Genomic DNA, 12,419 nt, shown 5'->3' on the forward strand with positions numbered 1-12,419 from the left:
AAGGCGATCCAGAAATCGCCCCTGACGGATATTTGTTACTTAAGGGATATTTACAGCGACTAAATTCTTATGACAGATTACGGAAGATATTTGTCAGGAGGAATCAATGAGTTTGCAGTCTGTACAGCAGTTTTTCGCCGAACACGCTCCGGATATAGAAATCATCGAGCTTAACCAAAGCACAGCGACTGTTGCCCTTGCTGCTGCCGCGCACAACGTTGAACCCGGCCAAATTGCCAAAACGCTGTCACTGAAAATTAAAAATGATGTGATTCTGGTGGTTGCAAAAGGCGATGCGCGTCTGGATAACAAAAAGCTCAAAGAGACATTCGGCGCAAAAGCCCGCATGCTCAGCTGCGATGAGGTAGTAACCCTGACGGGTCATCCTGTTGGCGGCGTCTGCCCTTTTGGACTGGAAAATCCGCTCTCTGTTTACTGTGACATCACTTTAAAACAGTACGCCGAAGTGTTACCCGCAGCGGGCGCCATCCACAGTGCGGTGCGTATATCGCCCGACAGAATGGCGGAACTGACCGCAGCAAAATGGGTTGATGTCTGTATTTGAACGTTGCGCCAGAAGAATTCTGGCGCATCACTTAACGCTACGAGAAAGAAGGAACGGTGAGAGCGGAACGGCGTATTTCCCTGACCGGAAGATGCGCCAGGATATCTGCCGCATCCAGTAATCCCACATCAGAATTGACGCCCAATTTTACCATTGCGTTAAACTTATGCGCCCGGATGGTTTTGATATTGCGTTCAAGCTGTGCCGCAATTTCAGGGATCGAAAAACCCGATGACATATATCGCAGAATCGCCCTTTCAGTTGGGCTTAGCATACGATGCTGGCTCACACACCAGTGATTGTACACGTTGTCGTTCACGTGATGCGTTTCGCTGAGTAATGTCTCCAGCCCCTCCATTAACTGCTTCAGCGGAACCGATTTACTGATAATTCCATGTAAGCGAGAAGGCGAAAGATGGCTGACCAGTCTCGCCTCCATTTCATCAGAGGCCAGCACAATACGCTTGACGTCGCTGTGGGTGAAGGTGAGATCCCGCAAACAGGCCAGACAGTTTCGCCGCTCCTCACGCTCATCGGACAATGAATAAATTACGGCAAAGAATGAGATTTCCGAGAGCGCCGCTTTGAAGTTGTCAAATCTGGCAAACAGGTGCACCTGGTAATGGCTCAGGGCGGGCATCGCAAAAAGATGCTTCAGCCCCATAGCGCTCATTGAGCAGCTTTCGATGACGGCGATATGTTTTGTTGCAGTGGTCTTTTCCATTCCTCAAACTCTCCATAAGCCGACATTAAACTGAGTTCTCGCATTCCCTGGGTACTGCTTATCCACGCGTACATATCGGCATTACTGCGAAGTGATAAGCGACGCATTGCACTGTTTTTCTGTGCACTGATCGTTTTATTACTTTTATTAAGTAGCGTGGCTATTTGGTTGATTCCCCAACCTTTACCTAACAAACGCAACACCTTGCGTTCAGAGTGGGTAAGCGCAATCATTTGCTCACTCTCCTCTTCAATATCAGGATTTTCCGGTATCAATAACGTCTGGCTTATTCGCTCGGCACGTTCACTCCCCGCGCGAATAGCGTTAATTACGCCTTCAATGGGTTCCATATCCGAAAGCAGCGTGCTTTCCGGACGCATAAGAAGCTCTACTGCAAGTGGATAAAGGGGGCGCGAAACGAGGAATATCCAGTGAATATCCCGGTACTGATTCATTAACCCATAATATTGCTCAAGCGTGCCGCGTGGATTACGATACTCACCCGAAATATCGGCAATAACGACCCCAGCGCGACGCAATTGTAATAACGTCAACTCCTGCATCGAACGGCAGTACGTTATCTCAAAATCGGGAAAATGACGCGTCATGACGCCACCTAACCCATTTTGCATAACCGGTACTCTGCTGATCACCACTCCGTGTTTACCATTCAATGGCAACATAGACCCTCCCTGTCATGAATTCTTTATTTAAGAACGAACTAACCCTGCAAGGTTAAACACGTTTGCATTCCGAAGTACAAACGGGTTAATACTCGCAAAATAGAACAAATATCACATGGGTTAAGAAACGCCCAATACAGGCCTAATATCGCATAAAGACCATTTAAATTTAATTCAAATTGCGTGAAAAGATCGAAAATATGAAATTAGAAATACTTAATATATTGTTTTTATAAATCCTAATTTCACATTCATTAAATAAATAACAATGCTGTCTTTCCTCCGCCCCCATCGCGCCACTGATCGCACAAATGTTGATCTGGCCCAGCGCAAAGGGCCCTGCACTTTGTGTTAAAAGTAAGCAATTTCTCTTCTCTTCAGGGCGTTTCATGCAGGCAGATCGGTCTACGCAACGTGCCACCACGCGGCTATGTATTCAGTGCGGGCTTTTTCTCTTACAGCACGGCGCAGAAAGCGCCCTCGTCGAAGAGCTCTCCACACGCCTTGGGCTGGCGCTGGGGATGGACAGCGTTGAGAGTTCCATCTCGTCAAATGCCATTGTGCTGACCACCATTAAAGACGGACAGTGCCTGACCTCCACCCGTAAAAATCATGACCGCGGCATTAACATGCACGTCGTGACGGAAGTGCAGCACATCGTGATCCTTGCTGAACACAAGCTGCTCGATCTCCGGGAGATAGAAAAACGTTTCAATCAAATCAAACCCCTCCGGTATCCGCGCTGGCTGGTTGTGCTGATGGTGGGACTGTCCTGCGCCTGCTTCTGCAAGCTCAACGCGGGCGGCTGGGACGGCGCTGTCGTGACCTTCTTTGCCAGCAGCATCGCAATGTATGTCCGCCAGCTGTTGACGCACAGACAGCTACATCCGCAAATTAACTTCTGCATCACGGCATTTGTGGCGACAACCGTATCCGGCCTCCTTTTGCGCCAGCCCTACTTCGCCAGCACGCCTACTGTTGCGATGGCCGCCAGCGTATTGCTGCTGGTGCCGGGTTTTCCCTTAATTAATGCCGTCGCTGATATGTTCAAAGGCCATATCAACACCGGTCTGGCGCGCTGGGCGATAGCCAGCCTGCTGACGCTGGCGACCTGTATCGGGGTGGTAATGGCCATGACACTCTGGGGGTTACGCGGATGGGCGTGATGGATTTTATGCTCGCACTGGCACAGGACATGCTCTTGTCTGCCCTTCCCGCCGTTGGTTTTGCGATGGTGTTTAACGTCCCACAGCGTGCATTACCCTGGTGTGCGCTGCTGGGTGCCATTGGCCACGGCTCTCGTATGATCATGATGACAGCGGGCTTTAATATTGAATGGTCGACGTTTATCGCCTCCATGCTGGTTGGCAGCATCGGTATTCAGTGGTCTCGCTGGTATCTGGCGCACCCGAAGGTATTCACCGTGGCGGCAGTGATTCCTATGTTCCCGGGCATTTCAGCCTATACGGCGATGATCTCCGCCGTCAAAATCAGCCATTTTGGCTACAGCGAACCCCAGATGATCCTGCTCCTGAGCAACTTCCTTAAAGCCTCGTCGATCGTGGGTGCGCTCTCCATCGGCCTGTCGATCCCCGGCTTATGGCTTTACCGCAAACGTCCACGCGTATAATAAAATCGCTTGCAATTGTATCGCGCACTATCTATATTCATTTCATGGACGCAAAAACGAACGACACCACCAACGCGCTTCTGCTGGATAACCAGCTCTGTTTTGCCCTCTATTCGGCAAATCTGGCGCTTAACAAGCTGTACCGGCAACTGCTGGCACCGCTTAACCTGACCTACCCGCAATACCTGGTGATGCTGGTGCTTTGGGAACAGGATGATATTACGGTGTCAGACATTGGCGAGCGGCTGTACCTGGATTCCGCCACGCTGACTCCCCTGCTGAAACGCCTGGAAAGCGCAGGATTGATCCTCCGCCAGCGTTCCCGTCAGGATGAGCGTCAGGTCGCCGTCACCCTGAGCGACGCGGGTCGGGCGCTGCAACAGCAGGCTGTGACGATACCCCACGCCGTGGGCTGTGCAGCGCAGTGTGATACCGACACCATGCTGGAACTCAAACAACAGCTCGAAAGTTTGCGCCAACAGCTGCATCGCGCGTAAGGCTGTACTTTACGCGTCTAATTTTAACTTAAAACATCGCGCGCTATTTAATAGCGCATATAAACGTAAGATGAGGAACCTGCCATGTCTTTAGAAAAAGTTGTCTACACTGCCAAAGCCAAAGCAACCGGAGGCCGTGATGGCCGCGCCACGTCTTCCGATGGCGTTCTGGATGTCAAACTGGGTGTGCCAAAAGAGATGGGCGGCATGGGGGGTGAAGTAACCAACCCTGAACAGCTGTTCGCTGCGGGCTACTCCGCCTGCTTCCTGGGCGCAATGAAGTTCGTTGCGGCACGCGATAAATTCGCTCTGCCAAAAGACGCCTTTATTGAAGGCGAAGTAGGGATCGGCCCGCTGCCAACCGGTTTTGGTATCGAAGCGAAGCTGAACATCCACGTTGAAGGGATGGACGCAGCGGAAGCCAAAAAACTGGTGGATGCGGCGCACATCGTCTGTCCGTACTCTAACGCGACGCGCGACAATATCGACGTGACGCTGAACATCATCGCGTAACCAGCCCCTGTGATTTTAGCCCCGGTAAGCGTAACGCCACCGGGGAAATCCTCTCCTTTCCTCCCCTCTCTCTGTGCTACCATAACCCTCAATCACGCCCGTAGTAATCAGTTGAGAAAGTGTTATGTCCTCCAGAATTCTGACCACCAGCATTGCTGGCATTGATGCCTTTATGCGCGATCCTCGCGGTGTGTTGACGCACGCCGAAGGCGGCACGCTCGCGGTATTTGCCGACAACGCCCCGGCGTTTTATGCGGTCACGCCGGAGCGTCTGGCGCAGCTTCTGGAAATTGAAGAGAAGCTGTCGCGCCCGGCGAGCGATGTCATGCTGGATAATCAGTTTTTTGACGAACCCGCCAGCGCCCCGGTGGCCGTTCCAATGGGGAAATTTCCCATGTACGCCGGTTGGCAGCCGGACGCCGATTTTCAGCGGCAGGCGGCCTTATGGGGAATAGCCCTCTCGCAGCCCGCAACACCGGAAGAGCTGGCAGCCTTTACCGCATACTGGCAAGCTGAAGGAAAAGTCTTCCACCATGTTCAGTGGCAGCAAAAATTCGCGCGCAGTCTGCAAATCAACCGCGCCAGCAACAACGGCCAGCCAAAACGTGATATCAATGCTTTTTCAGAACCGGACAAAAAAATCCCTGATGGATTCCGAGGTGCGAAATGAAAAACGTCGGCGACCTGATGAAACGTTTGCAGAAGATGATGCCTGCCAACGTGAAGCCCGCCTTCACCACCGGTGAAGAGCTGCTGGCATGGCAAAAAGAGCAGGGTAAAATTCGCGCGGCTGCCCTCGCCCGCGAAAACCGCGCGATGAAAATGCAGCGCACCTTTAACCGCTCGGGCATTCGCCCTCTGCACCAGAACTGCTCCTTCGAGAATTATAAGGTCGAGTCTCAGGGGCAGATGAACGCCCTTAACCAGGCGCGCCAGTACGTGGATGAATTTGACGGCAACATCGCCAGCTTCATCTTTAGCGGAAAACCCGGCACCGGGAAAAATCACCTCGCCGCCGCTATCTGCAACGAGCTGCTGCTGCGCGGGAAGTCAGTGCTGATTATCACCGTGGCCGATATTATGTCCGCCATGAAGGACACCTTCAGTAATCGCGAAACCAGCGAAGAACAGTTGCTGAATGATTTAAGTAACGTGGATTTGCTGGTCATCGACGAGATCGGTGTCCAGACGGAGTCCCGCTACGAAAAAGTGATCATCAACCAGATTGTCGATCGCCGTTCGTCGTCAAAACGCCCAACCGGTATGTTGACGAACCACAATATCGACGAGATGACCCGACTTCTTGGCGAGCGGGTGATGGATCGCATGAAGCTGGGTAACAGCCTGTACGTCATCTTCGACTGGGACAGCTACCGCAGCCGCGTCACCGGCAAAGAGTATTAAGATATTTCCAGGGAGCGCCGGAAGAGCAGAGGTATATACTGAACCCACTTCTGGCCCAAAACGGACCTTGTTGAGTAAATCATTATGAAAAAACAATTTCTTATCAGCATCCTTACTGGCGCCCTGCTGGTGACTGGCGCAGCGCAGGCCGCATCATGGCAGGAGTCGCTCTCCAGCGCAGCAAGTGAGTTAACCAAAGAGAGCGGCACGTCCCAGGGCGGGCTGTCAGCCTCGTCCCTCACCGGCCTGCTGGGCAACAGCTCCCAAAGCCTGAGTGCCGGAACGATGAACAACGCCGCGGGTATTCTGGAATACTGCGCGAAGCAGAAACTGGCTTCCGTCACCGATACCGAAAACATCAAAAACCAGGTGTTGGGTAAACTGGGACTGGACACCCAGGAGCAGAAAGCGGACACCAACTATATGGACGGTATACAGGGCCTGCTGAACGCGCAAAATGGTCAGCAGCTGAACCTCAGCACCCTTGGAAATTCATCTCTGGCGAAACAGGTGAAAACGAAAGCCTGCGATCTGGTGCTGAAACAAGGCGTTAATTTCCTCTCCTGATCGTCCCCCTTTTTCTGCCACAACACGCCGCGTTTATTACATTAGTCTTATACCGCGGCGTGAAGTGCGTTTTTTTACCCCCTGCCACCACCTCAGCCTCCGTATGCCACGATGCGACTGTATTCAAAAATCCGATTTTATAAACCAAATCCTAACAACAGCACACTTTCGTGACACTAAAATTGCAGCTAAGCGACATCGCAATTACATTGTATTACCCAAAAAATAAGCAATTAGCCGGCTAAGCGTCCGGCATGATGAGGATCTGCTGTTGTCAGAGTTAATGTCCCTTGTCCTTTTCCTGGCTTCCATCGGCGTTTATGCCTGGAAAGCCGGTCGTCACACCTGGTGGTTTGTGGCCACCCTGGTGGTGCTCGGTATTTTTATTGTTTTAAACATTACGTTATATGCCAGCGATTACTTTACCGGCGACGGTATTAACGACGCGGTGCTCTACACATTGACCAACAGTCTGACCGGCGCAGGTGTGGGTAAGTACATCCTTCCGGGTCTGGGGCTGGTGGTCGCCCTGGTGGGCATCTTCGCCGCGCTGGCCTGGGTTCTGCGCCGTCGCCGTCACCGTCCGCATCATCATGGCTACAGCCTGCTGGCGCTGTGCCTTGCGCTGGCCTCCGTGGATGCCAGCCCGGCATTCCATCAAATTACCGAGCTGGTAAAATCCCAGTCGCGCGATGGCGATCCGGACTTTGCGGCCTATTACAAAGAACCCTCGAAGAAAATCGACAACCCTAAACTCAACCTGGTCTATATCTACGGCGAAAGTCTGGAACGCACCTGGTTTGACAACGATGCTTTCCCGAACCTGACGCCAGAGCTTGGCGCGCTGAAAAACCAGGGCCTCGACTTCAGCCACACCATGCAGTTGCCTGGCACGGATTACACCATCGCCGGGATGGTGGCTTCCCAGTGCGGCATTCCCCTGTTCGCCCCGTTTGAAGGCAACGCCTCCGCCTCGATGTCGAGCTTCTTCCCGCAGAACATTTGCCTCGGCGATATCCTGAAAAACTCGGGCTATGAAAACTACTTTATGCAGGGCGCTAACCTGCGCTTTGCCGGGAAAGATGTGTTCCTGAAATCCCACGGTTTCGATCACTTATATGGTTCCGAAGAGCTGAAAACCACGGTCGCCGATCCGGCCTACCGCAACGACTGGGGCTTTTACGACGATACCGTTCTGGATGAAACCTGGAAGAAATTCGAGGAGCTTTCCCGCGCCGGTAAACGCTTCTCGCTGTTTGCGTTGACCGTCGACACGCATCATCCGGATGGTTTCGTCTCACGCACCTGTAAACGTCAGGGCTACGACATTGACGGTAAAAACAACAAGTCGTTCAGCGCTGTGACCTGTAGCCAGGAACATATCGCGGCGTTAATCGAGAAAATCAAAGCGTCGCCGTATTTCAAAAATACGGTCATCGTCGTTTCATCTGACCATCTGGCGATGAAAAACAGCGCCTGGGATGAGCTGAATAAGCTGGATCGCAGCAACCTGTTCTTTGTGCTGCGCGGCGATAAACCGCAGCAGGAGATCATTGCCGCTAAACGTAACTCGATGGATAACGGCGCTACCGTGCTGGATATTCTGGGTGGCGATAACTTCATTGGCCTGGGCCGCAGTACGTTGTCGGGCCAGTCCCTGTCGGAAATCTTCCTCAACATGAAGGAAAAAATCCTCGCCTGGAAGCCGGATATCATTCGCCTGTGGAACTTCCCGAAAGAGATAAACGACTTCACCATCGATCAGGATAAAAAAATGATCGCGTTCTCCGGCAGCCATTTCCGCCTGCCTCTGCTGCTGCGCGTGTCGGATAACCGCGTCGAGCCGCTGCCGGAAAGCGAATACTCCGCGCCACTGCGCTTCCAGCTGGCGGAATTCGCCCCGCGCGATAATTTCGTCTGGGTCGATAAATGCTACAAAATGGGCCAGCTCTGGTCACAAGAGCTGTCACTGTCCACCGACTGGTGCGTCTCTCAGGGGCAACTCGGTGGCGAGCAGACCGTGCAACACGTTGATAAACCGCAGTGGCAGGGGAAAACCGCGTTTAAAGATACGGTTATTGATACCGCACGCTATCAGCGCAACGTAGACCTGCTGAAAATCGTCGACAACGACATTCGTTATAAAGCTGACAGCTTTATTTTTAACGTTGCCGGCGCGCCTGAAGAGGTGAAGCAGTTCAGCGGTATTTCACGTCCCGAATCGTGGGGGCGCTGGTCTAACGCGCAGTTAGGTGATGAGGTGAAAATTGAGTATACCCATCCGCTGCCGGAGAAATTCGATCTGGTGATCACCGCCAGGGCATTTGGTCCCAACGCAAACCGTCCTGTGCCGGTGCGCGTCGGCGATAAAGAACAGATGCTGACGCTGAGCAATGATGTCACCACCAGCACGCTGCATTTCGATAACCCCACGCGCAGCAATACGCTGGTCATTGTGCCGCCCGAGCCGCAGTCCACTAACGAAGGGAATATTCTCGGTCACGCTCCGCGCAAGCTGGGAATCGGCATGGTGGAGATTAAAATTGTGAGCAGCGCTGGCTGATGACGGCGTTCACCCTTCGCCCGACGCGCATCGACGACGTCGCTGCCCTGCCCGCCATTGAACGCGCGGCGGGGCAGCGATTTCGCGACGTTCCTGAGCTGGCCTGGATGGCAGACAGCGAGGTTATTTCCGTTGAAGATCACCTCGGTTACGCCGGACGCGGATTAAGCTGGCTGGCGCTGGCTGATGACAGGCCCGTGGGCTTTATTCTCGCCGAAGCCCAGTCATCTTCGCTGTTTATTGTGGAACTTTCGGTTCATCTGGACTGGCAGGGACGAGGTCTCGGACGCCGGTTGATTAACCGTGTCGCAGAGCATGCCCGCACGCTGGGGCTAACCTCGCTGACGTTAACGACGTTTCGTGATGTCTCGTGGAATGCGCCCTACTACAGGCGATTAGGGTTTGAAATGATGACGACGCTGACGCCGGAAATGCGCCGGAAACGTGAAGAAGAGACGGCGCACGGTTTAGCGTATGGTTCCCGCTGCGCCATGCGCCTGCCTCTGTAAAATCGCCCGGTGGCGCTGCGCTTACCGGGCCTACAAAACCCAATTCCGCAGGCCAGTCAGACGCAGCCACCCGGCAAAACCCACAATCCGTAGGCCGGGTAAGGCGTAGCCGCCACCCGGCAAAACCCACAATCCGTAGGCCGGGTAAGGCGTAGCCGCCACCCGGCGAAACGCACATCCCGTAGGCCGGGTAAGGCGCAGCCGCCACCCGGCAAAACGCACATCCCGTAGGCCGGGTAAGGCGCAGCCGCCACCCGGCAAAACCCACAATCCGTAGGCCGGGTAAGGCGCAGCCGCCACCCGGCGAAACGCACAACGTCAGAACGTTTCCCAGTTATCGCCCGCATCTGCGGTCGCCGGTTTACGCGCCACTACCGGTGCGGCAACGCTTTTCGCGGAGGCGAACTCGCGCGCCTTCATCTGTTCCTGCTGAATACGGAACACCGCAACGGCCTGCGTCAGACGGCTCGCCTGCTCTTCCAGTGCCGCCGCGGCCGCCGCAGACTCTTCCACCAGCGAGGCGTTCTGTTGGGTCACGCGATCCATCTCAGCCACCGCCAGCCCCACCTGGTCGATACCGCGGCTCTGCTCATCAGACGCAGACGCGATTTCGCCCATGATGTCCGTCACGCGCGTTACCGCATTCACGATCTCACCCATGGTTTCACCGGCGCTTTCTACCAGCGTTGAACCCAACTCCACGCGCCCCACGGAGTCTTCAATCAGGCTCTTGATCTCGCGAGCCGCCTGGGCGCTGCGCTGCGCCAGGTTTCGTACTTCACCTGCAACCACCGCAAAGCCGCGGCCCTGCTCGCCCGCACGTGCCGCTTCTACCGCCGCGTTCAGCGCCAGAATATTAGTCTGGAAAGCAATCCCGTCGATCACGCTGATAATATCGGCGATTTTCTGCGAACTGCCGGCGATGTCGCGCATGGTCTGCACCACGTTATCCACCACTTTCCCGCCTTTCTGCGCGGTTTCGGATGCGCTCAGGGCCAGGTTGCTCGCCTGACGGGCATTCTCGGCGTTCTGCTTCACTGTGGCGGTCAGCTGTTCCATGCTGGCGGCGGTCTCTTCCAGAGAGGCAGCCTGCTGCTCGGTACGGGATGAGAGATCGTTATTGCCCATCGAGATTTCGCTCGCACCGCTGTAAATGGCGTTTGCGCCGTTACGCACGTCACCCACGGTGCGCACCAGCTCGCCCTGCATATGGCGCAGGGAGTCAGCCAGTTCACCCATCTCGTTGGAGCCTTCCACGTCGATGCGCTTCACCAGGTCGCCGCTGGCGATATGACGAATGCTGTCAATCAGACGGTTCAGCGGCGAAATCAGCGCCTGACGAATACCCAGCCAGACGGCAACAATCACCACCAGCACCGCAGCCAGCACGCTAATCAGCACCCAGATAGCCTGGCGGTAAGAGCTGTTGCTGTCTTCAACCGCGGTCTGATAGAGCGCGTCGTTTTGTTGCAGGTAGCTGACGTACTGCTTCTCAAAGCCATCCTGATAGCTCTGGGTCGGCTGGTCGAAGAACTCGTTGATCTTGCCCGCCCCCAGCAGCTGGATCAGCTCGGCCAGCGCGCCGTGGTAGATATCGTAATTACGTTTGATTTCCAGTGCCGCAGCGTCGCTCTGACGCGGGTCGCGCGGAAGTGCTTCGTAATCCGCCCAGTTTTTTTCCGCCTGTTTCAGAGACGCAGAGGCAATCTGCATCAGCTCGGCGACGGTTGAGCCGCTGCCGATATTGTTCTGATCCATCATATAGCGGATACCCGCGCGGTTCAGGGTGTTACGGGTTTGCAGCAGCGCCACCCAGCTACCGTTCAGGGTGGATTGTTGCTGGCGAATGGTTTGCAGGATGGTGAAATTCTCTTTGTCATGCTTCAGGGCATTGAAGAAAAGACCACCGGATGTGAGTTGTAAAAGGCCAAATATCGCTAAAACCAGCAGTAAGCTGGTGACAATCTTGATACGATTTAACATGTTTTCTCTTTCCTCAGACAGATACAGAATTTTCGGCCTGGAAAGGGAAAACTTTACGAAAATCATCCTGGATTTTAGGGTTTTTACTCTTCGTCCCGCGCGGCAATATGTCGGTTTCCGAGTTCAATAAACTCTTCCAGCAGCGCCGTGAGCTGCTTCATCTTCTCCGGGGTATATTCCGCCTCAATCTGCTGGTACGCCTCTTCCACCTGAGCCTGAGCACGCTGGTACAGCGCGTTGCCTTCTTTCGTCAGCGATACGTACAGCTTGCGCTGGTCATTCACCGGCTTTAAGCGCAGCACCAGACCGTCGCGCTCCATCCGCGTCAGAATGCCGGTCAGGCTTGGGCGCAAAATGCAGGTGCGGAACGCCAGATCATGAAAATCCATGGAGGGATGCTCGGCCAGTACGCGGACGATACGCCACTGCTGCTCGGTCAGATTATGCCGTTTCACTATCGGGCGGAAGTAGCCCATCGCCGCTTCACGCGCCTGCAACAGCGCGATGGTTAATGAATCATGCATCACCTTCCCCTTACATCATTAACAAGTAAACAATTTAAAACAGATGCTTTTATAGACAATACGTTGTAACCCAAAAAGTCTAACAGAAACAACGTCATTTTTTTAATGCATTGATTTAAATGATAATTAAACCATTGGTGTAAATTTATTGTTATTCATATCACAAATTATTCACTTCTGATTGCGAAACGAACAGCAAAAGCATAAAACCAGATCATTAACATATTAATGAAATCAAAACTGGACAGCCGGTTTGA

The 12,419-nt window shown here is 53.7% G+C and carries 14 protein-coding genes; 10 read left to right on the forward strand and 4 right to left on the reverse strand.

Going from position 1 to position 12,419, the window contains the following annotated elements:
* Positions 1 to 106 precede the first annotated feature (106 nt).
* Positions 107 to 565 carry a YbaK/EbsC family protein gene (locus tag CKK19_RS16630; protein ID WP_022646971.1) on the forward strand — a complete coding sequence of 153 codons (459 nt, stop codon included), beginning with the start codon at positions 107 to 109 and terminating at the stop codon, positions 563 to 565.
* A 37-nt stretch (positions 566 to 602) separates the two neighbouring features.
* Here CKK19_RS16630 and bglJ read toward each other — a convergent pair whose 3' ends face one another.
* Both bglJ and CKK19_RS16640 read right to left on the reverse strand, forming a co-directional pair.
* The gene (bglJ, locus tag CKK19_RS16635) at positions 603 to 1,238 is read right to left on the reverse strand and encodes a DNA-binding transcriptional activator BglJ (RefSeq protein WP_032625381.1); all 636 of its coding nucleotides are present in this window, start codon (positions 1,236 to 1,238) and stop codon (positions 603 to 605) included.
* Positions 1,235 to 1,972: a helix-turn-helix transcriptional regulator gene (locus tag CKK19_RS16640; RefSeq protein WP_063853310.1), complete on the reverse strand. Its 738-nt coding sequence runs from the start codon at positions 1,970 to 1,972 to the stop codon at positions 1,235 to 1,237. Before CKK19_RS16640 ends, bglJ begins: the two co-directional genes overlap by 4 nt.
* Positions 1,973 to 2,361: 389 nt before the next feature.
* Between CKK19_RS16640 and CKK19_RS16645 the strand changes: the two genes are divergently transcribed.
* From CKK19_RS16645 to CKK19_RS16685, 9 genes are all read left to right on the forward strand, one after another.
* On the forward strand, positions 2,362 to 3,138 hold the full coding sequence (locus tag CKK19_RS16645) for a threonine/serine ThrE exporter family protein (RefSeq protein WP_017383842.1): 777 nt from the start codon (positions 2,362 to 2,364) through the stop codon (positions 3,136 to 3,138).
* Positions 3,129 to 3,602, forward strand: a complete 474-nt coding sequence (locus tag CKK19_RS16650; RefSeq protein ID WP_032621429.1) for a threonine/serine exporter — start codon at positions 3,129 to 3,131, stop codon at positions 3,600 to 3,602. Before CKK19_RS16645 ends, CKK19_RS16650 begins: the two co-directional genes overlap by 10 nt.
* 44 nt (positions 3,603 to 3,646) lie before the next feature.
* Entirely contained in the window at positions 3,647 to 4,099 is a 453-nt protein-coding gene (locus tag CKK19_RS16655) for a MarR family winged helix-turn-helix transcriptional regulator (protein ID WP_063853309.1), read from the forward strand.
* Between the two features lie 84 nt (positions 4,100 to 4,183).
* On the forward strand, positions 4,184 to 4,612 hold the full coding sequence (locus CKK19_RS16660; RefSeq protein ID WP_063853308.1) for an organic hydroperoxide resistance protein: 429 nt from the start codon (positions 4,184 to 4,186) through the stop codon (positions 4,610 to 4,612).
* A 124-nt stretch (positions 4,613 to 4,736) separates the two neighbouring features.
* Positions 4,737 to 5,282: a primosomal protein DnaT gene (dnaT, locus tag CKK19_RS16665; RefSeq protein WP_023299265.1), complete on the forward strand. Its 546-nt coding sequence runs from the start codon at positions 4,737 to 4,739 to the stop codon at positions 5,280 to 5,282.
* Positions 5,279 to 6,016: a DNA replication protein DnaC gene (dnaC, locus tag CKK19_RS16670; RefSeq protein ID WP_003856580.1), complete on the forward strand. Its 738-nt coding sequence runs from the start codon at positions 5,279 to 5,281 to the stop codon at positions 6,014 to 6,016. The genes dnaT and dnaC overlap by 4 nt, the downstream gene beginning before the upstream one ends.
* 84 nt (positions 6,017 to 6,100) lie before the next feature.
* Complete coding sequence (locus CKK19_RS16675) at positions 6,101 to 6,583, forward strand: DUF2501 domain-containing protein (protein WP_022646964.1); 483 nt, start codon at positions 6,101 to 6,103, stop codon at positions 6,581 to 6,583.
* A gap of 271 nt (positions 6,584 to 6,854) precedes the next feature.
* Positions 6,855 to 9,146 carry a phosphatidylglycerol--membrane-oligosaccharide glycerophosphotransferase gene (gene opgB, locus CKK19_RS16680; RefSeq protein WP_063148732.1) on the forward strand — a complete coding sequence of 764 codons (2,292 nt, stop codon included), beginning with the start codon at positions 6,855 to 6,857 and terminating at the stop codon, positions 9,144 to 9,146.
* Positions 9,146 to 9,655, forward strand: a complete 510-nt coding sequence (locus tag CKK19_RS16685) for a GNAT family N-acetyltransferase (protein WP_063854309.1) — start codon at positions 9,146 to 9,148, stop codon at positions 9,653 to 9,655. Before opgB ends, CKK19_RS16685 begins: the two co-directional genes overlap by 1 nt.
* Before the next feature lie 318 nt (positions 9,656 to 9,973).
* On the opposite strand, the gene tsr is transcribed toward CKK19_RS16685, so the two are convergent.
* Both tsr and hpaR read right to left on the reverse strand, forming a co-directional pair.
* Positions 9,974 to 11,638, reverse strand: coding sequence for a methyl-accepting chemotaxis protein (gene tsr, locus CKK19_RS16690; protein ID WP_023305399.1), 1,665 nt, complete (start codon positions 11,636 to 11,638; stop codon positions 9,974 to 9,976).
* Between the two features lie 83 nt (positions 11,639 to 11,721).
* On the reverse strand, positions 11,722 to 12,162 hold the full coding sequence (hpaR, locus tag CKK19_RS16695; RefSeq protein WP_006810239.1) for a homoprotocatechuate degradation operon regulator HpaR: 441 nt from the start codon (positions 12,160 to 12,162) through the stop codon (positions 11,722 to 11,724).
* Between the last annotated feature and the right edge of the window lie 257 nt (positions 12,163 to 12,419).

Origin of the sequence: Enterobacter sp. CCUG 70166 (genome assembly GCF_020224095.1) — a bacterium.
In the GTDB taxonomy this organism is placed as follows: Bacteria; Pseudomonadota; Gammaproteobacteria; order Enterobacterales; family Enterobacteriaceae; genus Enterobacter; species Enterobacter intestinihominis.

Excerpts from the sequence above, each read along its gene's own strand:
- bglJ (WP_032625381.1), bottom strand. The coding sequence starts at position 1,238 with ATGAGCGCTATGGGGCTGAAGCATCTTTTTGCGATGCCCGCCCTGAGC.
- CKK19_RS16685 (WP_063854309.1), top strand. The coding sequence starts at position 9,146 with ATGACGGCGTTCACCCTTCGCCCGACGCGCATCGACGACGTCGCTGCC.
- dnaT (WP_023299265.1), top strand. The coding sequence starts at position 4,737 with ATGTCCTCCAGAATTCTGACCACCAGCATTGCTGGCATTGATGCCTTT.
- CKK19_RS16660 (WP_063853308.1), top strand. The coding sequence starts at position 4,184 with ATGTCTTTAGAAAAAGTTGTCTACACTGCCAAAGCCAAAGCAACCGGA.
- CKK19_RS16655 (WP_063853309.1), top strand. The coding sequence starts at position 3,647 with ATGGACGCAAAAACGAACGACACCACCAACGCGCTTCTGCTGGATAAC.
- tsr (WP_023305399.1), bottom strand. The coding sequence starts at position 11,638 with ATGTTAAATCGTATCAAGATTGTCACCAGCTTACTGCTGGTTTTAGCG.
- CKK19_RS16630 (WP_022646971.1), top strand. The coding sequence starts at position 107 with ATGAGTTTGCAGTCTGTACAGCAGTTTTTCGCCGAACACGCTCCGGAT.
- dnaC (WP_003856580.1), top strand. The coding sequence starts at position 5,279 with ATGAAAAACGTCGGCGACCTGATGAAACGTTTGCAGAAGATGATGCCT.
- hpaR (WP_006810239.1), bottom strand. The coding sequence starts at position 12,162 with ATGCATGATTCATTAACCATCGCGCTGTTGCAGGCGCGTGAAGCGGCG.
- CKK19_RS16645 (WP_017383842.1), top strand. The coding sequence starts at position 2,362 with ATGCAGGCAGATCGGTCTACGCAACGTGCCACCACGCGGCTATGTATT.
- CKK19_RS16650 (WP_032621429.1), top strand. The coding sequence starts at position 3,129 with ATGGGCGTGATGGATTTTATGCTCGCACTGGCACAGGACATGCTCTTG.
- CKK19_RS16675 (WP_022646964.1), top strand. The coding sequence starts at position 6,101 with ATGAAAAAACAATTTCTTATCAGCATCCTTACTGGCGCCCTGCTGGTG.
- CKK19_RS16640 (WP_063853310.1), bottom strand. The coding sequence starts at position 1,972 with ATGTTGCCATTGAATGGTAAACACGGAGTGGTGATCAGCAGAGTACCG.